The organism is Blautia sp. XA-2221, from assembly GCF_028767025.1.
Lineage (GTDB): Bacteria > Bacillota > Clostridia > Lachnospirales > Lachnospiraceae > Blautia_A.
Genome location: NZ_JAJQXX010000009.1, coordinates 1 through 21,901 on the forward strand (window position 1 = coordinate 1; position 21,901 = coordinate 21,901).

The window sequence follows — 21,901 nt, forward strand, 5'->3', positions numbered from 1 at the left end:
GTCTTTAGACTCCAGTGCCGGTAACAGACCCTTATAGGGTCAAAGCAAACCACCGGCTAAGCCGGTGGTCGTGATTGCAGAAACAAAGGAACAATGCAATAAAAAAGGAGGTTCGCATTATGACCCAAAACAACAATTCATGGAGAAAAACTTATTTTACACTTCTTGCCGGACAAGCAATATCCTTTATTAGCAGCGGTATTTTGCAAATGGCCATTATCTTTTATTTGGTTGCGAAAACTAATTCTGCAATCATATTGACGGCGGCAACACTGATTGGATTTTTGCCGCAAGCCTGTTTAGGCCCGTTTGCAGGTGCTTTTGTTGACCGGCACAGCCGTAAAAGCGTAATGATTGGTGCGGATTTGATAATTGCCGCCGCTGGCGGTATTCTGGCGCTGGTGGCGTTTTACATGGAATTGCCCGTATGGTCTATTATGGTTGTCCTGTTAATCCGAAGTGCGGGAACTGCTTTTCATTCTCCAGCATTCAGCGCAGCAACACCTATGATTGTGCCAAAAGAGGAACTTACAAAATGCGCTGGTTACACGCAGACCATGCAAGCAGTAAGTGCGATTATCAGTCCAGCTGCCGCAGCGTTTTTATATGCTGTTTGGCCTCTTAATGCAATTATATTGTTAGATATTGTGGGTGCAATCCTTGCCTGTGTGACTGTTGCGATTTCGTCCATACCAACGCCTGAACTATGTCCAGAAACGAAAAGACAACAGTTTTTACAGGATATGAAAGAGGGGTATGTGGTATTAAAGCAAAACAGGGGCCTCTTTGCTCTGCTCTGGATTGGTGTAATTTATATGTTCTTTTATATGCCAATCAGTACGCTTTTTCCTCTCATCTGTATGTCATACTTCAAAGGAACACCGGCCCATGCCTCTGCCGCTGAAATTGCTTTTGCGGTTGGTATGCTGCTTGGCGGAGTCATTCTGAGCATTTGGGGCGGTTTTAAGAAACGGCGGTACACCATCGGTCTTTCCGTTCTCCTGATGGGCGTTAGCAATATGCTCTCCGGGCTTTTGCCGCCAGACGCATTTCTTGTCTTTGTTGTGTGCTGTACTGTTATGGGAATTTCCGCTCCATTTTACGGTGTGCAAAATGCGATTTTTCAAGAAACGGTCAAACCAGAATATCTGGGGAGAGTTTTTTCTCTACTGACAAGCGCCGCTTCCCTCGCCATGCCGTTTGGCCTTGTCATTTCCGGGCCTCTGGCGGAGCGGCTGGGAGTTGAGAAATGGTTTGTCATTTGCGGAATTGGCATTATCATCGTTGCGCTTGCCGTATTTTTACTACCCGGTTTGAGAGAGATTGACAATACGCAATAATCAACTGCACCTTTTTCTATTACTAAACAAAATGCCTGGATGGTGGTTCTGAAAAACCAGAACCGCCGTTCAGGCATTTTTTATCTTCGTCCTCTCTGCGGTTTTGGATTCTTCAGCAAGTCGGATTTTTCCGCAATCTTTTTCAGCCACTTCCGTTCTTCTACTGACAGCTTCCTAAAATTCAGCTTGAGCCGTTTGCAGATAAACGCCAAGTACGCTTGTTCCGTGTCGCTGTCCTGGCTGACGATTTCACCAGCAGTTTCCAGCATTTCTTTTAGCGGGTTATCCTCTGGGACGCTGAAAAAATCGTCCTTGTGTGTTTCCCGCAGAGCAAGGGCAATCCCGTTTATGTCCCGTTGTATCACATAGCGGCAAAACTCGTCCTCATCAATATGGGCGGTGATAAGCTGTCTTAACTGCGTATCACTCATGCCAGGATTATGCTTTTTTATAACAGTTGCGCTCATCGTGTCCACTATGGCGTTTGCACCCTGCGCCTGTTTCAGTGCCGTTCCGTTCACATAGATTTCAAGGTCAGCCATCAGCCGGGGGAAATCCGGGTGCGCCGCCAGCTCACACAGCAGGGTATTGTCTATCCTCCCGCTTTTCAGCAGGTCAATCATTTCATCACTCAAACGCAGGTCTGCAAGATCGGCGTTTGGGTGATTTTTCATTTCAGACAGCCCCAGCAGATAATCAGCGGTCACACCGTAAAACTTCGCCAGCCGGATAAGGGCATAGTGGCTGATGTCCTTGAAGTCTTCCGTTTCGTAACTGCCCAGCGCAGACTTGGAAAGCCCGGTCTGCTCCGCAAGCTGCCCCAGCGTCAAGCCACGCTCCACACGTAGGTCTTTTAATCGCTCTTGTATGGATAAAGACATATTCACCCTCCTTGCTAGCTCAACGAAAGAGAAGCCGTTATGCTATGTACTATGCTCATAGCATAACGGCATAGGCATTTACAGTTTTATTTTACCATTTGCTACATCTTCACGAAATTTATCAACAAGCTTCGCTGTCAGCTTGGATTTACCGTAGTGTTCAAGTACAAAAGTACGATAACTTTTTCCATCTACAAGCACATCACTTTTTCTGGTCAACAACCAATTTCCGTTACCTCCTCCCTGTTCTCTAATATTCCAGTCTTTCCCATATCTTTTATAGATTTCATCTTTTTTACCTTGAACAGACATTGATTCGCTTGGAATATAAACAATTTGCATAATAGCTCCTCCTTTATTTTGTGCAAGAAGACCAGAAACCTGAATTTGTCTTTTATCTTTTTTTGATTATATCACAAATCCGAGAGCGTGGAAATAGGGAGTTTTTCAGGCTGATTTCCTACCTCTTGGATATACGGCACAGGCGGTCAAAAAGGTGTAGACTTGGGATAGTTCATCGATGGACAAGCACCTTGGAAACAGAACACGCCAAAGAAAACGGAGGGACGCATGAGCAAAAGACCCTATCAACACCTGCCGCCGCTGGAACACAGGCCGGACGGCTCCCCCTACCGCATAACCCCGCCCCAGAAGAGACGAGCCAGCGGCCTGATACGCCGGGAGTGCTGCAACTGCGAGGACGGAAACTGCCTTGCGCTGGACGATGGCGACACCTGCGCCTGTCCGCAGATGATTTCGTTCTCCGTCTGCTGCAAGTGGTTCCGCTGGGCGGTCTTGCCGCTGGACAGGACGCTGGAAGCGGAGATTTACCGGGACAGGGACTTGAAACGCTGTGCGGAGTGCGGCGGTGTGTTCGTCCCGAAGTCCAACCGGGGCAAATACTGCCCGGACTGCGCCGCCAGAGTTCACAGGCGGCAGAAAACAGAAAGTGAACGGAAAAGGAGGTCTGCTGTGGACAGTTAAGAGCGGGAAAAGCCTTGATTTGCAAGGCTCCGCAAGCCCTCAACCGGGGCGGCTGGTATCATTTATCATTCGCCCCGGAAAACGGGCCTCTAACCGTCCACAAAACACGCTATGACAAACACGATTTATATTCACCAGCCGGAAAAGGCGTTCAGTTTCACCCGGCTCCCCAATTTCCTTTTTGAAGCACCCACATTCCAGCCCTTGAGCAACGAAGCGAAGGTGCTGTATGCCTTTGTCCTGCGCCGGGCGGAGTTGTCCCGGAAGAACGGCTGGGCGGACGAGTACGGGCGGGTCTACCTGTACTACCCCATCTGCGAGGTGGTCGCTTTGCTCCGCTGCGGGCGGCAGAAAGCGGTCAACACCCTGCGGGAGTTGCAGTATGCGGGGCTGGTGGAAATCCAGAAACAGGGCTGTGGAAAACCCAACCGCATTTACCCGAAATCCTATGAAGCGGTTCCAAACACCGACTTCAAGAAATCCGGTTATGGTACGCCGGAGGGCTGAAAACCGTACTTGGCGAGTACGAAAATCAATCCTCTTGAAGTACGGAAATCTGACGGTATATAGAAATACAGAGATTAAAACCATCTATTTACATTCATTCCATTCCAATCCTATCAGAGATATTTTCGGCGGGAAAACCCGCCGGAAAGGAATGGAATGGGGAAAGGAGTTCAATGGCACAACACGCAATTTTGCGATTTGAGAAGCACAAGGGCCACCCGGCGGGGCCGCTGGAAGCCCACCATGAACGGAAAAAGGAGCAGTACGCCAGCAACCCGGACATTGACACCAGCCGGAGCAAGTACAATTTCCACATCGTCAAGCCGGATGGCCGCTACTACCATTTCATTCAGAGCCGCATCGAGCAGGCCAGATGCCGCACCCGCAAGGACAGCACTCGGTTTGTGGACACGCTGATTACCGCCAGCCCGGAGTTTTTCAAGGGCAAGTCCCCAAAGGAGATAGCGGCCTACTTCCAGAGGGCGGCGGACTTCCTCATTGACCGGGTGGGCCGGGAGAACATCGTTTCGGCTATGGTACACATGGATGAAAAAACGCCCCATCTGCACTTGGTCTTTGTGCCGCTGACAAAGGACAACCGCCTGTGCGCCAAAGAAATTATCGGCAACCGGGCCAATCTGACGAAGTGGCAGGACGATTTTCACGCCTGTATGGTGGAGCAGTACCCCGACCTGGAGCGTGGGGAAAGCGCCAGCAAGACGGGCCGGAAGCATATCCCCACCCGGCTGTTCAAACAGGCGGTCAACCTCTCCAAACAGGCGAGGGCCATTGAAGCGGTTCTCTCCGGCATTACCCCGCTGAACGCCGGAAAGAAGAAAGAGGAAGCCCTCTCCATGCTGAAAAAGTGGTTTCCGCAGATGGAGAACTTCTCCGGGCAACTGAAAAAATACAAGGTCACAATCAATGACTTGTTAGCGGAAAATGAAAAGCTGGAAGTCAGGGCAAAGGCCAGCGAAAAAGGCAAGATGAATGACACGATGGAACGGGCGAAGTTAAAAAGCGAACTGGACGATATGCGGCGGCTGGTTGACCGTATCCCGCCGGAGATTTTAGCGGAACTGAAACGGCAACAGCGGCAGCATGGAAAGGAAAGGTGATCTTATAAGTAATATCAGATACAAAAAGGAAATCGAAATCGTGACTTTTCAGGGAAAGGAAATCACACTGGAAAATCTCTCCCCGGTGTTCACGCCGGAACAGGAAGCAGCCAAACGCCGGGAACTGGAACAGCAGCTTTATGAGGTGTTCCGCAAGTACGCCGACAAGCGGGAGAGTGAGGAAGCCGGGACATAAGGTTTTCCAAACCCATCATTGATTTGCGGGGCTGCTGGCGGTATAATAGAACTGTCAGCAGCTCCGTTTCTTTTTTAAGAAAAGGAGCGACAATATGAACAATCGGATAGACGCAATCTATGCAAGACAATCGGTAGACAAAAAGGACAGCATTTCCATTGAAAGCCAGATTGAATTTTGCAAATACGAGTTGAAAGGCGGTAACTGCAAGGAATACACAGACAAAGGGTACAGCGGCAAGAACACAGACCGTCCGAAGTTTCAAGAACTGGTGCGGGACATCAAGCGGGGCTTGATTGCAAAGGTCGTGGTTTACAAGCTCGACCGTATCAGCCGTTCCATTCTGGACTTTGCCAACATGATGGAGCTGTTCCAGCAGTACAATGTGGAGTTTGTGTCCTCTACGGAAAAGTTTGATACCTCCACGCCGATGGGACGGGCCATGCTGAATATCTGTATCGTGTTCGCCCAGCTTGAACGGGAAACGATACAGAAGCGGGTAACGGACGCTTACTACTCCCGCAGTCAGCGGGGCTTTAAGATGGGCGGGAAAGCCCCTTACGGCTTCCATACGGAGCCTATCAAGATGGACGGTATCAACACAAAGAAGCTGGTGGTAAACCCGGAGGAAGCGGCCAATATCCGGCTGATGTTTGAGATGTACGCCCAGCCCACAACTTCCTACGGGGACATTACCCGGTACTTTGCCGAACAGGGGATTTTGTTCCATGGCAAAGAGCTGATACGCCCCACGCTGGCGCAGATGTTACGCAATCCTGTCTATGTGCAGGCAGACCTTGATGTGTACGAATTTTTCAAAAGTCAAGGTACAGTCATTGTCAATGACGTTGCCGATTTTACGGGCATGAACGGCTGCTATCTGTATCAAGGGCGAGATGTAAAGGCCAGCAAGAAAAACGACTTAAAAGACCAAATGCTGGTACTGGCTCCCCATGAGGGTATCGTCCCCTCCGACACCTGGCTGACCTGCCGCAAGAAGCTGATGAACAACATGAAAATCCAGTCTGCCCGGAAAGCCACCCACACATGGCTGGCAGGAAAAATCAAGTGCGGGAATTGCGGGTATGCTCTTATGAGTATCTACAATCCCTCCGGCAAACAGTATCTCCGCTGCACGAAACGGCTGGACAATAAAAGCTGTCCTGGCTGTGGGAAAATCATCACTTCGGAACTGGAAGCGGTTGTTTATCAGCAGATGGTAAAGAAGCTGGCAAGCTACAAGACGCTGACAGGAAAAAAGAAAGCGGCAAAGGCAAACCCGAAAATCACCGCCCTGCAAGTGGAACTTGCCCATGTAGACAGCGAGATTGAAAAGCTGGTGGACAGTCTGACGGGGGCAAACAATGTCCTGTTCTCCTATGTGAATGTGAAGATAGCGGAACTGGACGGGCGCAAGCAGGAACTTCTGGCAAGGATAGCGGAGTTGACTGTGGAGGCCATCAGCCCGGAACAGGTCAGCCAGATTTCCGGCTACCTCGATACCTGGGAGAATGTATCTTTTGATGACAAGCGGCGTGTGGTGGATTTGATGATCACCACCATAGCCGCCACAAGCGACAGCTTGAACATCACATGGAAAATCTGACTGGCGGCACCCCTCCCGTCAGATACCTACCCTGTGTAGTCCCTTGTAAACTGTACTTTCAAATGTTATAAATATTGTAAGCGGTCAAGAGTATCCGGAGGGATACTCATATGACAGTATAGAGATACAGTCTGAAACAGAGCCTTATGGATTAACAGTTTTTCTAAAAGATGAGCCGTCTGCAGCCAAGCTTGAAGATGAATTGCAGGTTAATGCAGATATGACATTTGATTTGATTGGTAATTTGGGAACAATTGATTATAAAACAGCAGATAGCAAAGAAATTATTGCATCATATGAACGGTGATATATTTTTAGTCAACTTTTAGACGATTTGAAGAGCGGAATATAAAAAGGCGTATGGAAGTTTTAGATCCATACGCTTTTTTGAAAAAAATCATTTTTGAACAAGAGATTTGTAAGAACATATTTTCTATTCAGAGCCGGTTACAATTCCATATCATATGACTTTTTCTTAGTCCGAGCAGGCTGATTTCGCCGTATTTCCTGTTTCCTCTGATATTCAAGTTCCCATGCACGATGGGAGAAAACATCAGGATCCTCCACATTGAGATAATCCACCTCATCGGCTGCAATATCACGACGGTGATAGTCATAATACTTACCAAAAGTACCTTTGAGCTGTTCAATCAGCTTATCCCGGAAATCAGGACGTATCTGGATTCTGGTATCCAGTAACTCGGTATATTGTTCTGGTTCAGGACGAAATTTTTCTTCACGGAAAGCGGCGGCGTCTTTTTCAAGCTGTTTTTGGAGCGAGATGTCCTGAAAATCCAGGACATTAAGATTGTTATTCATTTGGTCATATTTCTTGGATAGATTTGTCATATCTTTATCGGTAGAGCATTCTGCCTGGAAGATTAGCTGCTCTTTCCTTGATTTCAGTTCTTCGATTTCTTCGGTAATAGTGGTAAGCTGCTGATTTAATTTTATATGCTGGATGGGATTCAAAATACTGGTTTTATCCTTTTGCACATTCAGTTCTTTCCGTTCCGTAACTTTAGCTTTGAGTTTCTTTTTAACGGTGTTGTATTTATTCAGTATTGGATTAAAATGATTCATCCAGTCATGGATCACTTCTTTTTGCATCTCATTGTGGAGCAAATGATATTGTGTAAAAATCATGTGATTTCGGATTGCTTCCAGTGTTTCTGCAATTATCGGAACAGACTTTTCTACAGCTTCAGCCAGTTTTGCTACTTTTGCTTTTAATTCTCGGAGCATTTTGTTATCCGCACGAATCTGACGGTTGATTTCACAGCGGTCTGCTATCATGCCTTTCTTTTCCATATTCTGGGCAATGTAGCCTTCATGGATAGTTGGCTGTTCGGTGATTCCCTGATCTGCAAAGCTGCGGTGATCAATGGTAGCATTTATCTGATTACGTGCAAGCATTTTATTTACGGCATCTGCCCAGTTTGCCCGCCAGATGCAAAGTTGTTCATCACTGTTCCATTGTTCGGAAATAGGATTCTGTCTGCCATATCGGCTACTTTTGGGGTGTTTATCAATCCGTTCATATCCTTTTTCCTGTGCAACAGAGGAAGTCAGATATTCTTTCTTTTTCCCAACTTTATAGCGATATTGCTTTTCCCATCCCTGTTTCTGAGCAGTTTTAAATTCAGAAGCAGTAAATCCTTTTTCTTCTCCATCTTTGATACAGAGATATTCTTTTTCGGTTTTATACTGCCATGTTCCATTTTCATTTAGTGGGCGGACAGTAAGAAGAATGTGTGCATGGGGATTGTGACCATCTGTATCGTGAATAGCAAAATCAGCACACATCCCCATATCTACAAAATTCTTTTTAATAAAATCCTGAAGAAGAGAAATATTGCTGTCTTTATCCAACTCAACAGGGAGTGCGACAACAAATTCTCTTGCCAGTCGGCTGTCTTTGGTCTTTTCGGTTTCTTCCACAGCGTTCCAGAGTTGTTCCCGGTCAATCCATTTGGATGGAGCCATTGGAGGAAGCATCACTTCCTGATAGATCAGACCCTGCTTTCTGGTGTAGTCATGCTGAATGCCATCGTAATCATTGTACATGCGGCTACAGCTCATATAAGCAGAAGCAGCAACAGCAGACCGACCGGAACCACGGCTGACGACTTTAGCTTGCATATGATAAATTGCCATATCTGGCACCTCCTTTCGATGTTGCCTGCAACAGCGGATAAAGCCCTCGCCAGAGCGCACGAGCCCCGAAGGGGATACCACTGCCTGATTTATCAGGTGGTGAGTAAGTGCGCCCTTCGGGAGTAGAATTTCGGTATCTACAGCCCTCGTAACCGGATCAGAAGTTCCCGTTTCAAGAGATCTAAATCCATCTCCCGGACATGCGGAGCAACGCTTTCAAGAATAGCCCCTTCCTGGATCAATCTGTGTGTTCTGGCATTCCGTTCTTTTTTTCGGTTTCTTGCTTCGGCTTCCTCCTGCCGGTGCTTTGCCTGTAAAAGTGCTTTTTCTTCCGGTATCATAGTCTTTTTATCTGCCATGTCTGGCACCTCCTTTTTTATGCCCGTTTCCGGGCTTTTTTGGTTTTGATTTTTCATAACTGGTACTGATTTTTCTGGAAATAGCAGCGATACATTCAATCAATGTGCATCAATGGAGAGAGCAGTATCGCCGCTAAGTGATTATGGGTATCATATGGCACCAATTTCTGTTATTTTTGATACAGAATGTCATTACAACAATATTTTTTTCGCTTCATGTAGATTTGCAGAGGCATTGTCCTTTCGGATATTGCGGTTGTTGATTCGGATGGGAGCACAGCGTTCCAAAATCCTGTCATAGATTCGGCTGTGCGCCATGTCAGTTGGCTTGTTCAATTCTTCCAAGGTGAGGTTGGTCGTTACGATCAGTGGCTTTTTGCTGCGGTAACGGCTGTCGATCACATTGAATACCTGTTCAAGGGCAAATTCAGAATTCCGTTCAATCCCAAGGTCATCAATGATCAGCAGGCTATATCGGTTCAGACTGTCGATAAACTGGTTCCTGTCTTCAAAATGCATTCCGCTCAGGGTATTCAGGATCCGGGAAAAATTTGTCATCAGCACCGGAACACCTTTTTCCAGAAGGGCATTGGCAATGCAGCCTGCAAAGAAGGATTTCCCAGTACCGACATTTCCCCAGAGGAGAAGACCGGAGGAATTGGCTTTCATATCTTCCCAGTTCTCCACATATTTGTGGGCGTATGCCATCTCCGGGTTGATGCCGTTATCTTTGTCAAATGTATAATCATAAAGTGCCTTATCCTGTAACCCGCTGGCTTTCATCCGTTCGATTTCTGCCTGTTTCTCCAGCAGTTTCCGTTTGGTTTCTTCCTGTTCATAGAGTTCCTGCTGGCATTTGCACCGGATGGGCGGCATGAATACCCTGCCCTGCAAGGTGTACCTGCCCTGCCGGGGTGTATGGCATTTGGCGCAGTAAATCAGGTGGTCGGAGTCATGAAAATATTCATCCGACTGCAATTCTCTGTTTGGTTCCTTATTGGTCAGTTCTTCTGTAAACTTTTTCATAATGTTTCGTACTCCTCACTTTCGTAAATGCTTTGCCGGGAAGGGGGATTGTCCTGCCTTGCCCAGTTGATGATGGTGGCTGCATGGTTCTGGTAGTGCTTTCCGGTGGAAGCCATGTAGCCGGATAACCGTTCGATATATTCCTGCCAGTCTGAAACCGACTGTCTGACTTCTTCCAGTTCCTTTTCTGACAGGAATACATTTTGAAATTTTCCATAGGGAGAGCGTTTCTCCTGACTCTCTCTTTTTGATAAATCGTTCTTATTTCTCTCTTTCTTATTACCGGACAGTTTTCTGTCTGTCTCAGGGAAAGAATCCTGTCTGTCAGCCGGACAGTTTTCTGTCTGTCTTACGGAAAGAATGTTGTCTGTCTGGCAGAATGCTTTTTCCGGGAATTTCACATAGATCCGGTTCGGATGACCGGCACCCTGGCGTTTTCGGATGATCAGATCCTGTTTTTCTAGTGCGGCCAGGGATGTTTTAATGGTCATCTGGCTTTTGTGAAGGACTTCTGCCATGGATTCGATGGTAAAATAGAGAAACACATGACCGGATTCATCCGTCCAGCCTTCGTTTTTCAGGGAAAGTCTTGCACGGTCAAGCAGAACCATATAGAGCAGTTTCGTTGTTTCATTCAGCTCCATATCCAGAAGGAACCGGGGAAACACCATATAAGGCGGCAGGCTGGTGTCTGTTGTTATAAATTCTGTCATGTGCTCACCTCCTTACCTTCCGTTATTCTCCGAGAAAATCCCAGTCTATATCTGCTTCCGGTCCAGATTCTTCCGGTGCCGGAAAGGATGCCCTGTTTTGGGGCTCCCTTTGTGTCAGTCCTGCTGTCAGCCCGGAGAGGAAGAGGGGAAGTGCCTGTTTCAGGCTCCTTTCCACTGCCTCCACGATCTGGTTTACAAATTGTTCTTCCCGTTCCCTTGTTTCCAGATAAGGGTCTTCCTGTGTGCGGTAATAACGGTCAAAATAATCGACCAAGGCGAGGGCAATTACATGGCTGTAGGATTTGAATTCCTGCTTGTCCATGGTCTGCAGATATTCCCAGGCTTTCCTTTGCAGATCTTTCTCCAGATTAAAGCGGAGGTTTGTGCTTCGGATATTGTTTCTCATCGGCTACTCCCTCCTTTTCAGGGTCATCTGTGCCAGATATTCGTAACCTTTCGCTGTAGCACAGATATCATCAAGGATTGTGACACGGGCTTTGTCATACGTTCCAAAATTCCGAATCAGGCAGCCGCCACCGCCTACCACGTACAGCCGCATCAGGTCAGGATTGTATTCATATTTGCGGAGTGTGGCGAAAATATCAGCTACATACTGTCTGGCAACTGCTGTAATGCAGTCCAGGTATGGTGCGGCAATATCAGCTGTTCCGAACCGAAGAATCTGTTCTACGGTAGATTCCTCGATTTTTACTCCAAACCTGTCCAGAATGGCATTCTTTGCGGCAATCATGCACTGGTTTACCCCAAATTTTTCTGTCCAGCAGCGGCTCTCCTGAGCTTTTTTGTTGTTGATATATAGGATATTCATGGTTCCGTTCCCGATATCTGCAAGGAGATTGGTTCCCTTAAAATCTCCCAGATGGTTCACAACAGCCGGATATCCTTGTGGGTAAAGACTGCATCCTACAAAGCGGATGTGATAGTTTTTGCTGTTAAATGAGAAGAGGACTTCCGGGTTTTGGAGCAGATAGGAACGGAATGCCTCCCGTTGGTTCCGGATCCATGTCAGGGGAAGCCCGGCAGCCAGATGGACATCTGCTTCATGGATGGAAAAGACATTCAACTCCCGTGCCACTGCCATCAGTGTCAGGAGATAATAATCTTCATCCATAGCCTTATCCGGGATAAATTCTTTGTGCCCTTCGCCGATCCGGTAATAGGTTCCATTGTATTCAAGAATGTTTCCGGTAAAGATTGGCTCTGTTTCGTAAGCGGTGATTCCGGTAGGGGTGACCGTGTTGGCAGTTTTAATGTTGCCGTAGCCATGATCCACGGCAATGATTTTTGTGTTTCTGATTTCTCTCATAAAAATCCCTCCTGTTTTTGTATTGATTTCCTCAGCAGTTCGTACCTGTGTAGTACTGGCCTGCTGTGGGATAAGCATACAAAAATCAGAAAGGGAAGGCATTGAGAAGAAATTGAGTTTGAATTGAGAAAAATGGATACCAATATATAAGAGCGTATATGAATAATGTTGTATAGAGTATTCAAACAAATATATATTTGCTGAAATTAAAAGAACTTTCTCCCAAAAGTGGGAAAAAGTCATATAGACATAACAAAAGACACTTCGTATGACAATGTGTGATAATGCCATCCGAAGTGTCTTTGTTTCCAGGATTACCTTTTTTTCATTTTGATTATACCGATTCCAATAAGACAAGCACTGATTAATCCACCAGCAATTAAAATTATTACATAGACATTTGCATTGAAACTGATGTCTGTACTCCAATTTGAAAAGTTGACGTGACTGATAGTAAGTTGTCTTTTATGTTCAATAAGAAAAGTACAGATATCGTTGGAAAAAATCATCCATATACTACACAAGAAAGTACTGATTCCGGCTTTGATGAAAGAATTTACAGGTAAATATCTTATTGTGAGGAAAATGAGCCATACACCTAGCATAAGGACGAATGCAACAATGCTTCCTGTTTTCATTCCAGCCATTCCTGAGCGGTAACATACAATGAATATTGTAAGATATAGCCATAACGTGTCCCATATCATAGTAATAAGAGCTTTTTTATCAGATAAAACAGGTGGCAAAGTGATATTTCGTATTATAAAAGGGAAGAATACTACAGATAATCCGAATAAAGTAGGGATTGACCAATATAGGAATTCTCCGCCTCCATTCATGGCATCCACGAAAAAGAAAATCAGCAATAAAGCGGCAATACTGCATAGGATACATTTTAAAATTCTTTTTTGTGAAGATATCAAAGGAATTACAGTAAGTGCAGCAACAAGCATCATGGATGCAGTGACCACAAGAAATACACCAAGTCCTCCTCCGCTTGCCATAGATACAATAAAGGTAATAATGATTGGCAGAAGAAGGATACCTGCTATAACAACGCCGGCTTTAAACGCGGCATTCTGTTCTTTTTGAGCGTGACGGGCAAGAACTCCTTTTGATTCCTGTTTGATAACTGTGTTAATGGTATTATTCGCTAACTGTTCATAAGTATTTCTGCATTTAGGACAGTCAGTTAGATGCTGTTCTACCAGTTGGCAACTTGCCAAGCTGCATGCATGGTCATAATAAAGTGGCAGAAGATCCTGCACAATATCACATTGATTTTGATTATTATTCATGTTCATCCATCCTTTCTTTGATTTTTAATCTTGCCCTATGATAAGTAACTCTTGCCCAGTTCTCTGTTTTACCAAAGATAGTTCCAATCTGTGAAAATGATAATTCTCCAAATACCCTAAGCTGGAATACTTCTTTATAAGGCTCCTGAAGTTCATGAAGTATGAGATGGATCTGAAGAGCTGTGTCCTGATCTTCATAATTATCTACCATATCAAAAGATACTTCAGAGCTAGCTTCATCAAAAGATGCATATTTAGTATTTTTTCTACATTCATCAATTGCAAGGTTTTTAGCAATACTACAAAGCCAGGTAAATTCGCTGGACTTGCCTTCGTATGTGTGTTTTGCAGTCATAGCTTTATAAAAAGTATTTTGGGTAATTTCCTCCGCAAGAGACTGATTTTTTACAATAGTCATCACATATGAGTAAACCTGCAGATAATATGAATTGTACAATTTCTCATAATCCAGAACTGTTCACCTCCTTTTTACATAGATTAGACGGAGAAAGGATAGTTTCGTTACAAATTTTTTCGGTTTTATTTTATTATTTGTTTTTGGAAGCCAGGATTCCCCTTGCCAGTGCGATGCCTACCTGCGGATACAGTTCCTGAATTTCCTGATATTTCTCTTCAATCAGTTCCGGCTCATCAGCCCAGACATTCTCATAAATCTTCATGGCTTTTTTGAAATGGGTTTTAGCCTGTGAGATATTTGCTGTGATCAGGCAGATATTTCCCATGGATTCCTGTACCTGGGCATAGTCCAGACAGGTATCGGAGTTGTATTCTTTGATGATCTGCACAAGTTTCTGGAGGGCAGCCATTGCCCGTTCCGGCTCCTGCAATTCTGTCAATAAGGCAGCATAATTGTTGATCTGGGGAATGCTGTCATTGGTATAAAGCAGTTGGTACTGCTCAAGCAGGAAGATTCCCTTTTCCATGTGTTCTTTTGCAAGCGCTGCCTGACCATTTAGGCGGTAAAGACCGCCCAGATTCGCATGAAGGTTGGAGACAAGGTGGGCATTGTCTTCTGTGATTTCTTTGATCTGTGCAAGGGCTTCCTTTTCAAGTTTGATGGCTTTTTCCGGCTTTGTTTCCATACATGCCTGATAGTCCAGTAATAATGCACGGTCAGTATCGGCACCGTTTCCATTCCCTTTCAAAAGCTGCTTCATCTCACAGATAATCTCTTTCATACCTTTCTTGTAACGGTATTTCTCCATATATGGGAAGATATCTTCCAGAAACAGCAGGTATTTGGTCGGATCATCTTTTTCTATCATCCGCATGATATTCCCGACTGTCTGGAACAGTTTTTTATAATAGCTGACTTCTGTTCCATGCATCAGACATATTTTTTGCAGGGAATTAAGCAAAGTATGGCAGCCTGTGACCGAAGGTTTTGTTTCTGAAAGGGCAATCTCCTGAATCATCGGATGCAGGGAAATTGTATGCCGTGTAGTTGCTTGTACAAAACCTGTTTCAATCAGATCATTGATGTCATTTAAGTCAGTTAATCCAAGCCAGTCAGCAAAAATACGGGCGGAAATACCGGCAGGAGGCAGAAAGCAAAGGTTCCGCATGATTTCCTGTTGTTCCACGGATATGGAATAAAGAGAAAACAGAGTGTGGATATGGTTATAGTAAGTAGCCTTGCTGTTTTGCCCGTCTTTGATGGCACTGATTTTATCTTCATTTTCAAGGGATGCTTTTTCTTCCCGTAGCTTTTCCAGTAAGTGTTCCGGAGGTAGAATCCCATTTTCCAGTAGTTTTGCAGCCAGCTCTACTGCAAAGGTATGGCGATGGACGATTTCTATAATCTCTTCCACCAGTGTTTGGTGTACTTCTGCTTCAGAATAAAATGCAGCTGCCAGTTGAAACAGGCTGGCTGGATCCCTGATCTCTTTTAACTGCAGGATACAGTGTCCGTCAAATTTACTTCTGGTCGTGAAAAGAATCCTGCACCGGTATTTCAGAACCACCGGCAGAAAACTGTCCTGCGTGGCAGTGACGTTGAAATTGTCTATGATGAGCAGTGTATCATCTTTCAGAGAACGGAGAAACCGGTTGTGCTTCCGGAAACGTTCTTCTTCCCCATCTTCCGGCAGATCGTCGGTAAAATCCATGTCTGTGACAGCCTGATGTAAATCACCGGCATATTCTACATACAGGATGTTCGTATAATATTTTTTGTATTGCTTTGCATATGCTTTCGCCAGTTCACTTTTTCCAATCCCGGCAATTCCATAGAGAAATACTTTGCTGTTTTCTTCCAGCATTGTATGTAATTCGTCCAGTTCTTCTTCTCTTCCAAGAAAATGGCGGCATGGTCTGGGAACTTCACTGTCCATGATGTAATCCAGAATAACCGGGGAGAGAGAGCCGCCTGCAAGCAGCTTTTGGTTTCTGGTGTCCCGTTTGATAAATTGGCGTTCCATACCAAAGGAGATTAGTTTTGCCAGAAAGAGAAGCCGTGAATCAATCGGCTTGTATAGGGCTGCCAGCTTTTTCTTTTTTGCTTCGGAGATTGTGGCATCCTGCATGAACAGGAGATAAACATCCTGCAGTGCTTTGTTACAGTCGGTCATTAATGGTATAAGATTATGCTGCAGCGTTTCAGCCAGCTTTTCCTGCTTGCTTGGTCTTGCATAGTAAGTGCAGATTTTGGGACTGATCTTCGCCTGTCCGGTCATCCACCGGCAGACCAGCCCATTGTCAAAAGAAAAATCTTTGCTTTCCGGGCTGTCCATAAAATCCTCAAATACTTCATATAAAAATTCAGGCTGGTTCATCTGGTTACTTTCGCTGATATGATTTTTTAAACATGTAATTATGGAGCTAAAATCGCATCGATCCAAACGCAATCCCACCTTTTCGTATCAATTCTGTTTGTATTAGGTACTAAACTTCCTATATAATAACACAAACATATGTTCTGAACAATGGTATTTCAATTATATGAACCAAAATAAATGAGAAACAGTCAATTCACTCTCAATTTCTGTTCAATGAGAAGCCAGAAACTTTCCTGTAGAATGACCACAGAATAAAAAACAGGGAAGGAGAAGCTTGTGAAACAGAATATAGAATTTGAACGGTGCATTGATTTTCTTGTGCGGATGATAGATAAATATGGCGAAGAGCTGCTCCGGGAACTGGAGGAAGATAAGGAAAACAATGGACAGGAGAAAAAAGAAGAAAATGAAAAGAAAAAAGAAGCGGCAGCTTCCTGAGATAAAAATTTCAGGGCTGCCGCTTTTTTCGTGTATTTCCAATCAGATAAATTTTAAAAGCTGATGAAGAGTGTGTGGATCATTGTTCTGGGAAGAAGTAATACGAGTGTCAAATGGCTTGAAATGATTCTGTGTATAAAAGTTCAGAAGAAATTCATTATCCTCACATTCAAGAAATTCCATAACACCGCCTACGGAATATTGGAGATTGGATATGGTCTCCAGTGCAAATCCCAGTAGAATGTTCCCAGGAATCCGTTTTTCCTTTGGAAGAGAATAGTTCTTTCCTAACTGGGCAATCAGGTAAGCTGCTGTGGTGTAAGACTGTGTTTCTTCATCCAGAATGCTGACACGGGCAAGTTTTTTTGCCATGGTTTTGCTGATATTTGAGGCACGGACAGAAATCGGTTTAACTGCAAGGGAAAAATAGCCAACCAGTGAAGCATCTTCGGCATCAAATACCAGATAAGTAATAGACTGATCTTTTTTGGTAAATTCGATTGCATTATGTAATAAAAAGTATTCAACATCAGGGTTTTTTGGACAGAAAAAATCGGAGAGTAAATCGTAAAGACTTTCCTCTCCGATATAAGTCGGTTCGTCTTTATCCAAATATGCCCGAATGTTGATAGTAAAATATTTATCAGACATGTTATTTCTTCCTTTTTGCCATTAAAGCTAAAATTTCTTTTGGATCGGTTAACTGGCGTCCGGGAAGTGTCTGCTTTGGTGTGCGGTCACGATCGGCTTCGTCAATCGCTGCGACAAAACGCTTTACGCTTTTGGGATTGGATACGACAAAATTATGAGTAATACTTGAAGTAGCCATACTAACACCTCCTCTTTTTCTGGCTTTTTGTGCATTTATAGTATATGCAATGCGCGATAAAAACACAATATCGAAAACAGAAATAATTCTAAATAATTTTCGAACCGGATATTTATTAGACGCTTCCGGTGAGCGAGCAATATTTTCGAGTCGATCACTTATAAGCCGCCAACGGTGGGCGGGCAATATTTACGATGACAGGTCTTTCTGTCTCTATCATTATTATATGTTTTTGGGAAAAATATGTCAATTGGGTTTAAAAATTTATGAAAATCAAGTATTGAATACGGTTGGAACAAATGATAAAATTTAGTTGGGACAATAAAAACTCTAATGAATGAGGTAAATGTTAATGAAAAATAAGAAAATTAGATGTTATGTATATATACGAGTCTCCACCACCATGCAGGTGGATGGTTACAGTCTGGATGCTCAGAGAGATAAACTGCGAAAATATGCAGAGTATCAGAACATGGAGATTGTACAGGAATTTGCGGATGAAGGAAAATCCGGCAAAAGTGTAGAAGGCAGACCGGAATTTCAACGGATGTTGGACAATATTGAAAGTGGTACAGATAATATACAGTTTGTATTGGTATTTAAGCTGTCACGATTTGGACGTAATGCAGCGGATGTATTAAATTCTTTACAACGGATGCAGGATTTTGGAGTAAATCTGATCTGTGTAGAGGATGGCATTGACAGTTCTAAAGACAGTGGAAAACTGATGATTTCCGTTTTGTCAGCGGTGGCAGAAATTGAACGTGAGAATATTCTGGTGCAGACGATGGAAGGACGGAAACAGAAAGCAAGAGAAGGGAAATGGAACGGTGGATTTGCCCCATATGGTTATAAACTGGTAAATGGAGAACTTCGGATTGCAGAGGATGAGGCAGAGGTAATCCGATTGATCTATGATAAATTTATCCATACCAATATGGGAATGAGTGCCATTGCCTCATGGCTGAACCAGCATGGGTATAAAAAGAAAAAGAGACAGAATAATACACTGGATGCTTTTGCTACTTCCTTTATTAAAGGGGTTCTGGATAATCCGGTCTACTGTGGAAAGCTGGCATTTGGCCGCAGAAAGAATGAGAAAGTTCCCGGAACAAGAAATGAATACCGGATTGTGAAGCAGGAAGAATATATGCTGAACGATGGTATTCATGAAGGAATCATTTCCGAAGAGGATTGGGAACTGGCACATCAGAAACGTCAGAAAACAGGAGTATCTTATGAAAAGACACACAGTCTGGAACATGAACATATCTTATCCGGTATTTTAAAATGCCCTCTGTGTGGCAGTGGAATGTATGGGAATGTCAATCGGAAAAAACGAAAGGACGGTACGTTATATAAGGATTATTTTTATTATGCCTGCAAGCATCGGAGATTGGTGGATGGACATAATTGCAGCTACCGCAAACAGTGGAGCGAAGATAAGGTGAACGATGCGGTAGAAGAAGTAATCCGGAAGCTGGTGCGGAATCCCAAATTTGAAGAAGCCATTTTGAATAAAATCGGTGCAAGGATTGACACGTCGGAAGTGGAAAAGGAAATTGAAGAATTAGAAAAACAGCACCGACAGCTGACAGGCGCAAAGAACCGGATTGGACAGCAGATGGACAGCCTGGATATTACAGATCGTTTTTATGAGAAAAAATATCAGGATATGGAGACAAGACTGTATCGTCTCTATGATGAAATCGAGGGTGTGGAGAACAGCATCAGTGAAGTCAAGAACCGTCTGCTGAATATCAAACAGAAGAAAATATCAGAAGATAACGTCTACCAATTTTTGCTGTATTTTGATAAACTATATGACAAGTTCACGGATCTGGAAAAAAAAGAATTTTTAAACAGTTTTGTAGAACAGGTAGACATTTATGAGCAGGAGCAGCCGGATGGCAGATTCCTGAAGCACATTAAGTTCCGTTTTCCGGTGTATTTCAATGGTTCGGAAATAGAAGAACTTAGTTGGGACAATGAAAGTACCGTTGAGACTGTGTGCCTTTTGGGCAAACGAAAACCAGATGCCAAGGTAAAAATAGGCATTGATATGGATGATTATTACCGTATCAGGGAGAATGCCGAAAGCAAATAAACCTTTACAAAACTGAATAATACACTGAAACAAAGCAAGACAGAAGCTGTTGATGCGTTAGAAGATAACGTGTCAGCGGCTTTTTCTTTTTATCTGAAAATCTATTAGTAAAATCTGAAGGGAGTATGCATCAAGTGATACAGGAGAACTCTTGGAGTGAGTTTTACAAAATTATCACAAAATGTTTCCTGCCTATTTCTCCTGTCATATAATGTTTTGCAAATTATTTTGTAGGGATGTTCGCTGATAATAGGTATTTATGATATCATGTAAAGTAATCGTATTCATTTTTTCTTCAGCAGTTTTTTGGATTTCATCATAGAATCCCTGCAAAGACAACTGAATATTAATGCCAATGCCGCAATCAGGGTTGGTATGAGTATCTAAATGAAGCAGAGGTTTCTCGCCTTCAACTGCTTTATAAATATCCAGCAATGTGATCTGGTCTGCTGGTTTTGAAAGAGAAGGACGGGCATGTCCGGCTACACTGGTCATAAGTCCGGCTTTTTTTAGCTTTAACATAAGCTGGCGTACAAAGCCGGGATTTGTATGGACACTTTCTGCAATTGAGGCACTGGTGAGAGATTTTTCCTGGTTGATAGCAATCAGAACCATCACATGAACAGTATCACTTAATTTCGTTGAGTATTTCATGATAAGAAACTCCTTGTAGTATGATATAATGATCTTGTTTTCACGGTTTTGGGGTGAAAATATTTCTAGTTTGTTTAAAACATCCTAAGTTATCAACAGTTCTTTTTTATGTGTTAATAAACTGTACATTTTTTAGCATTTTGATGATTGTAAATAATATAATTACAACTATAATGGAGATTAAAAGAAAAGTCAACACAGTAATGAAACTTATGGCAAAGGAGAACTTATGAAATACAAAAATCAAACAGAAAATCGTGCATTTCAGGAAATGTTGCAGGCAGCAGTAAAACGGTTGCAAAATCGTTCCGGAGAGGATATTGCTGCAAAAAGTGGGGCTGTTTTTCATAGCAGCCGAAATGTGCTTGAAGTACTGAGTTTTTATGAAACGATTGAAATTCAACTCCCTGAATTTTGTATTAACTCAGACATGGACGAATGGCATTATCTGACATTGCTGCATTATCTGGATATGGCCGATGGAACAGAAGGTTCACAGAAGCTTATTACTTTTGGTAACCTGAAAGATGGATTGATTCGAGGAACCAAGTTTGACCGGACTGCAGAGCAGAAACTGGAAAAGCTTTTGCAGGATAAAGATCCTGAGAAAATTCAGAAAGCATGTAAAAACCTGGGTGCAGAATTCGCAGAGACAAAGGCGGATTTGTGTGCTGTTTTTCCAGTTCTGCCAAGATATCCGGTAACTTTAAAGATATGGTTTGCAGATGAAGAATTTCCTGTATCTGGCAAAATATTTCTTCAGGATCATGCCGATCATTATCTGAGTGTAGAAGATGCAGTAACAGTTGGAGAAATTTTACTGCAAAAATTATCGGAAGCATTTTCTTCTCTCTGATCATGAATCAGAAAACTTTCCAGCCCGGCTTTGATAAATTTGTCAATTGTTGTCTGAATCTGTTTCCAGTCATTACAGTGATTGCGGAGCATCAGTCTGTTGATGGAAAGGCAGCCATTCATTTGAAAATAAAAAACCGATTCTGCCTGTTCAAAGGTCAGGAGGCTGTGTGACATAAGCCAGGTCACATAGCCTTCTTTTGTATTTTCTGCTAATTTTTCCAGAAGAATGGGGGCAATTGCATCATCCAGAAACAGTGCCCTGTATTGTGATTCCATCTGTATTTTCTGACAGAACGGATAGGAACAGCTTTTTTGATTTAGACAGAATAAATGATCTACAGTTGTTAACATATCCTGAGTCATATCATTAAAAATATCTGATAATACATCATGGATATCGTAGTAATGAAGATAAAAAGTGCCACGGTTGATTTCAGCATTTTTGCAGATCTCTGTAACTGTAATTTTCGTAAAACTTTTCTGCTTTAACAATTCTAAGAACGTATCTTTTATGGTTTGTCTGGTATAGCGGGTACGGCGATCTTGTTTTCTCGTTTTTTCTGACATTATATACTCCTGTATTATTTGGGATCATATGATTTCTCAACAATTTTTCTGATGTGTTGAGTAACCATACAAATCTCACAGACTGATTGTTGTAATTTATATAGTAACAACTATAATGAGGTTAAAAGAAAAAGTCAA

24 protein-coding genes and 1 pseudogene are annotated in these 21,901 nt (G+C 43.4%); 10 read left to right on the plus strand and 15 right to left on the minus strand.

Going from position 1 to position 21,901, the window contains the following annotated elements; translation table 11 throughout:
* Positions 1 to 119 precede the first annotated feature (119 nt).
* On the plus strand, positions 120 to 1,340 hold the full coding sequence (locus tag LU279_RS08630; RefSeq protein ID WP_002584949.1) for an MFS transporter: 1,221 nt from the start codon (positions 120 to 122) through the stop codon (positions 1,338 to 1,340).
* Positions 1,341 to 1,420: 80 nt separating this feature from the next.
* Here the strand turns inward: LU279_RS08630 and LU279_RS08635 are convergent, their stop codons facing one another.
* Together LU279_RS08635 and LU279_RS08640 are read right to left on the minus strand one after the other, a co-directional pair.
* Positions 1,421 to 2,221 (minus strand): helix-turn-helix domain-containing protein, encoded by an 801-nt coding sequence (locus LU279_RS08635; RefSeq protein WP_002575858.1) that lies wholly within the window; start codon positions 2,219 to 2,221, stop codon positions 1,421 to 1,423.
* Positions 2,222 to 2,299: 78 nt separating this feature from the next.
* Positions 2,300 to 2,563, minus strand: a complete 264-nt coding sequence (locus LU279_RS08640; protein WP_002575859.1) for a hypothetical protein — start codon at positions 2,561 to 2,563, stop codon at positions 2,300 to 2,302.
* 228 nt (positions 2,564 to 2,791) lie between these two features.
* On the opposite strand from LU279_RS08640, the gene LU279_RS08645 reads away from it, so the two are divergent.
* The 6 genes and pseudogenes from LU279_RS08645 to LU279_RS13545 all read left to right on the plus strand — a co-directional run.
* Positions 2,792 to 3,205, plus strand: a complete 414-nt coding sequence (locus LU279_RS08645; protein WP_002575860.1) for a cysteine-rich VLP domain-containing protein — start codon at positions 2,792 to 2,794, stop codon at positions 3,203 to 3,205.
* A 111-nt stretch (positions 3,206 to 3,316) separates the two neighbouring features.
* On the plus strand, positions 3,317 to 3,712 hold the full coding sequence (locus tag LU279_RS08650) for a replication initiator protein A (protein WP_002575861.1): 396 nt from the start codon (positions 3,317 to 3,319) through the stop codon (positions 3,710 to 3,712).
* 173 nt (positions 3,713 to 3,885) lie between these two features.
* On the plus strand, positions 3,886 to 4,830 hold the full coding sequence (gene mobV / locus LU279_RS08655; RefSeq protein WP_002575862.1) for a MobV family relaxase: 945 nt from the start codon (positions 3,886 to 3,888) through the stop codon (positions 4,828 to 4,830).
* 40 nt (positions 4,831 to 4,870) lie between these two features.
* Entirely contained in the window at positions 4,871 to 5,026 is a 156-nt protein-coding gene (locus tag LU279_RS08660) for a hypothetical protein (RefSeq protein WP_002575863.1), read from the plus strand.
* A gap of 94 nt (positions 5,027 to 5,120) precedes the next feature.
* On the plus strand, positions 5,121 to 6,632 hold the full coding sequence (locus LU279_RS08665; RefSeq protein ID WP_002575864.1) for a recombinase family protein: 1,512 nt from the start codon (positions 5,121 to 5,123) through the stop codon (positions 6,630 to 6,632).
* A gap of 58 nt (positions 6,633 to 6,690) precedes the next feature.
* A pseudogene (locus LU279_RS13545) lies at positions 6,691 to 6,939 on the plus strand (DUF4825 domain-containing protein); the annotation flags it as partial.
* A gap of 140 nt (positions 6,940 to 7,079) precedes the next feature.
* Here the strand turns inward: LU279_RS13545 and mobQ are convergent.
* From mobQ to LU279_RS08715, 9 genes are all read right to left on the minus strand, one after another.
* Positions 7,080 to 8,789 carry a MobQ family relaxase gene (mobQ, locus tag LU279_RS08675; RefSeq protein WP_274422167.1) on the minus strand — a complete coding sequence of 570 codons (1,710 nt, stop codon included), beginning with the start codon at positions 8,787 to 8,789 and terminating at the stop codon, positions 7,080 to 7,082.
* Between the two features lie 137 nt (positions 8,790 to 8,926).
* Positions 8,927 to 9,148, minus strand: a complete 222-nt coding sequence (locus LU279_RS08680; protein WP_028087226.1) for a DUF3847 domain-containing protein — start codon at positions 9,146 to 9,148, stop codon at positions 8,927 to 8,929.
* A 192-nt stretch (positions 9,149 to 9,340) separates the two neighbouring features.
* Positions 9,341 to 10,174, minus strand: coding sequence for an ATP-binding protein (locus LU279_RS08685; RefSeq protein WP_028087227.1), 834 nt, complete (start codon positions 10,172 to 10,174; stop codon positions 9,341 to 9,343).
* On the minus strand, positions 10,171 to 10,887 hold the full coding sequence (locus LU279_RS08690) for a replication initiator protein A (protein ID WP_021739289.1): 717 nt from the start codon (positions 10,885 to 10,887) through the stop codon (positions 10,171 to 10,173). Before LU279_RS08690 ends, LU279_RS08685 begins: the two co-directional genes overlap by 4 nt.
* Positions 10,888 to 10,909: 22 nt before the next feature.
* The gene (locus tag LU279_RS08695; RefSeq protein WP_274422168.1) at positions 10,910 to 11,293 is read right to left on the minus strand and encodes an adenylate cyclase; all 384 of its coding nucleotides are present in this window, start codon (positions 11,291 to 11,293) and stop codon (positions 10,910 to 10,912) included.
* Between the two features lie 3 nt (positions 11,294 to 11,296).
* Positions 11,297 to 12,214, minus strand: a complete 918-nt coding sequence (locus LU279_RS08700; protein ID WP_274422169.1) for a ParM/StbA family protein — start codon at positions 12,212 to 12,214, stop codon at positions 11,297 to 11,299.
* 314 nt (positions 12,215 to 12,528) lie between these two features.
* Positions 12,529 to 13,512, minus strand: a complete 984-nt coding sequence (locus LU279_RS08705) for a zf-HC2 domain-containing protein (RefSeq protein ID WP_274422170.1) — start codon at positions 13,510 to 13,512, stop codon at positions 12,529 to 12,531.
* Positions 13,505 to 13,969, minus strand: coding sequence for an RNA polymerase sigma factor (locus LU279_RS08710; RefSeq protein ID WP_330684617.1), 465 nt, complete (start codon positions 13,967 to 13,969; stop codon positions 13,505 to 13,507). Before LU279_RS08710 ends, LU279_RS08705 begins: the two co-directional genes overlap by 8 nt.
* A gap of 91 nt (positions 13,970 to 14,060) precedes the next feature.
* The gene (locus LU279_RS08715) at positions 14,061 to 16,307 is read right to left on the minus strand and encodes a tetratricopeptide repeat protein (RefSeq protein ID WP_274422171.1); all 2,247 of its coding nucleotides are present in this window, start codon (positions 16,305 to 16,307) and stop codon (positions 14,061 to 14,063) included.
* A gap of 279 nt (positions 16,308 to 16,586) precedes the next feature.
* Between LU279_RS08715 and LU279_RS08720 the strand changes: the two genes are divergently transcribed.
* Entirely contained in the window at positions 16,587 to 16,748 is a 162-nt protein-coding gene (locus LU279_RS08720) for a hypothetical protein (RefSeq protein WP_021739274.1), read from the plus strand.
* A 42-nt stretch (positions 16,749 to 16,790) separates the two neighbouring features.
* Here the strand turns inward: LU279_RS08720 and LU279_RS08725 are convergent, their stop codons facing one another.
* Complete coding sequence (locus tag LU279_RS08725) at positions 16,791 to 17,399, minus strand: GNAT family acetyltransferase (protein ID WP_274422172.1); 609 nt, start codon at positions 17,397 to 17,399, stop codon at positions 16,791 to 16,793.
* A gap of 1 nt (position 17,400) precedes the next feature.
* Positions 17,401 to 17,577 carry a hypothetical protein gene (locus LU279_RS08730; RefSeq protein ID WP_274422173.1) on the minus strand — a complete coding sequence of 59 codons (177 nt, stop codon included), beginning with the start codon at positions 17,575 to 17,577 and terminating at the stop codon, positions 17,401 to 17,403.
* Positions 17,578 to 17,929: 352 nt separating this feature from the next.
* Between LU279_RS08730 and LU279_RS08735 the strand changes: the two genes are divergently transcribed.
* Positions 17,930 to 19,684 carry a recombinase family protein gene (locus LU279_RS08735; protein ID WP_274422174.1) on the plus strand — a complete coding sequence of 585 codons (1,755 nt, stop codon included), beginning with the start codon at positions 17,930 to 17,932 and terminating at the stop codon, positions 19,682 to 19,684.
* Between the two features lie 204 nt (positions 19,685 to 19,888).
* On the opposite strand, the gene LU279_RS08740 is transcribed toward LU279_RS08735, so the two are convergent.
* Positions 19,889 to 20,338, minus strand: a complete 450-nt coding sequence (locus LU279_RS08740) for an Rrf2 family transcriptional regulator (protein ID WP_274422175.1) — start codon at positions 20,336 to 20,338, stop codon at positions 19,889 to 19,891.
* Positions 20,339 to 20,567: 229 nt separating this feature from the next.
* On the opposite strand from LU279_RS08740, the gene LU279_RS08745 reads away from it, so the two are divergent.
* Positions 20,568 to 21,194, plus strand: a complete 627-nt coding sequence (locus LU279_RS08745) for a DUF3786 domain-containing protein (RefSeq protein ID WP_274422176.1) — start codon at positions 20,568 to 20,570, stop codon at positions 21,192 to 21,194.
* Here the strand turns inward: LU279_RS08745 and LU279_RS08750 are convergent.
* A complete protein-coding gene (locus LU279_RS08750; RefSeq protein WP_059085498.1) occupies positions 21,116 to 21,763 on the minus strand; it encodes a TetR/AcrR family transcriptional regulator in 648 nt (215 codons plus the stop codon). The genes LU279_RS08745 and LU279_RS08750 overlap by 79 nt on opposite strands.
* Positions 21,764 to 21,901 lie beyond the last annotated feature (138 nt).

Excerpts from the sequence above, each read along its gene's own strand:
- LU279_RS08730 (WP_274422173.1), bottom strand. The coding sequence starts at position 17,577 with ATGGCTACTTCAAGTATTACTCATAATTTTGTCGTATCCAATCCCAAA.
- LU279_RS08640 (WP_002575859.1), bottom strand. The coding sequence starts at position 2,563 with ATGCAAATTGTTTATATTCCAAGCGAATCAATGTCTGTTCAAGGTAAA.
- LU279_RS08740 (WP_274422175.1), bottom strand. The coding sequence starts at position 20,338 with ATGAAATACTCAACGAAATTAAGTGATACTGTTCATGTGATGGTTCTG.
- LU279_RS08695 (WP_274422168.1), bottom strand. The coding sequence starts at position 11,293 with ATGAGAAACAATATCCGAAGCACAAACCTCCGCTTTAATCTGGAGAAA.
- LU279_RS08715 (WP_274422171.1), bottom strand. The coding sequence starts at position 16,307 with ATGAACCAGCCTGAATTTTTATATGAAGTATTTGAGGATTTTATGGAC.
- LU279_RS08680 (WP_028087226.1), bottom strand. The coding sequence starts at position 9,148 with ATGGCAGATAAAAAGACTATGATACCGGAAGAAAAAGCACTTTTACAG.
- LU279_RS08635 (WP_002575858.1), bottom strand. The coding sequence starts at position 2,221 with ATGTCTTTATCCATACAAGAGCGATTAAAAGACCTACGTGTGGAGCGT.
- LU279_RS08630 (WP_002584949.1), top strand. The coding sequence starts at position 120 with ATGACCCAAAACAACAATTCATGGAGAAAAACTTATTTTACACTTCTT.
- mobQ (WP_274422167.1), bottom strand. The coding sequence starts at position 8,789 with ATGGCAATTTATCATATGCAAGCTAAAGTCGTCAGCCGTGGTTCCGGT.
- LU279_RS08705 (WP_274422170.1), bottom strand. The coding sequence starts at position 13,512 with ATGAATAATAATCAAAATCAATGTGATATTGTGCAGGATCTTCTGCCA.
- LU279_RS08700 (WP_274422169.1), bottom strand. The coding sequence starts at position 12,214 with ATGAGAGAAATCAGAAACACAAAAATCATTGCCGTGGATCATGGCTAC.
- LU279_RS08690 (WP_021739289.1), bottom strand. The coding sequence starts at position 10,887 with ATGACAGAATTTATAACAACAGACACCAGCCTGCCGCCTTATATGGTG.
- LU279_RS08735 (WP_274422174.1), top strand. The coding sequence starts at position 17,930 with ATGAAAAATAAGAAAATTAGATGTTATGTATATATACGAGTCTCCACC.
- LU279_RS08650 (WP_002575861.1), top strand. The coding sequence starts at position 3,317 with ATGACAAACACGATTTATATTCACCAGCCGGAAAAGGCGTTCAGTTTC.
- LU279_RS08645 (WP_002575860.1), top strand. The coding sequence starts at position 2,792 with ATGAGCAAAAGACCCTATCAACACCTGCCGCCGCTGGAACACAGGCCG.
- LU279_RS08750 (WP_059085498.1), bottom strand. The coding sequence starts at position 21,763 with ATGTCAGAAAAAACGAGAAAACAAGATCGCCGTACCCGCTATACCAGA.
- LU279_RS08685 (WP_028087227.1), bottom strand. The coding sequence starts at position 10,174 with ATGAAAAAGTTTACAGAAGAACTGACCAATAAGGAACCAAACAGAGAA.
- LU279_RS08745 (WP_274422176.1), top strand. The coding sequence starts at position 20,568 with ATGAAATACAAAAATCAAACAGAAAATCGTGCATTTCAGGAAATGTTG.
- LU279_RS08665 (WP_002575864.1), top strand. The coding sequence starts at position 5,121 with ATGAACAATCGGATAGACGCAATCTATGCAAGACAATCGGTAGACAAA.
- LU279_RS08725 (WP_274422172.1), bottom strand. The coding sequence starts at position 17,399 with ATGTCTGATAAATATTTTACTATCAACATTCGGGCATATTTGGATAAA.
- mobV (WP_002575862.1), top strand. The coding sequence starts at position 3,886 with ATGGCACAACACGCAATTTTGCGATTTGAGAAGCACAAGGGCCACCCG.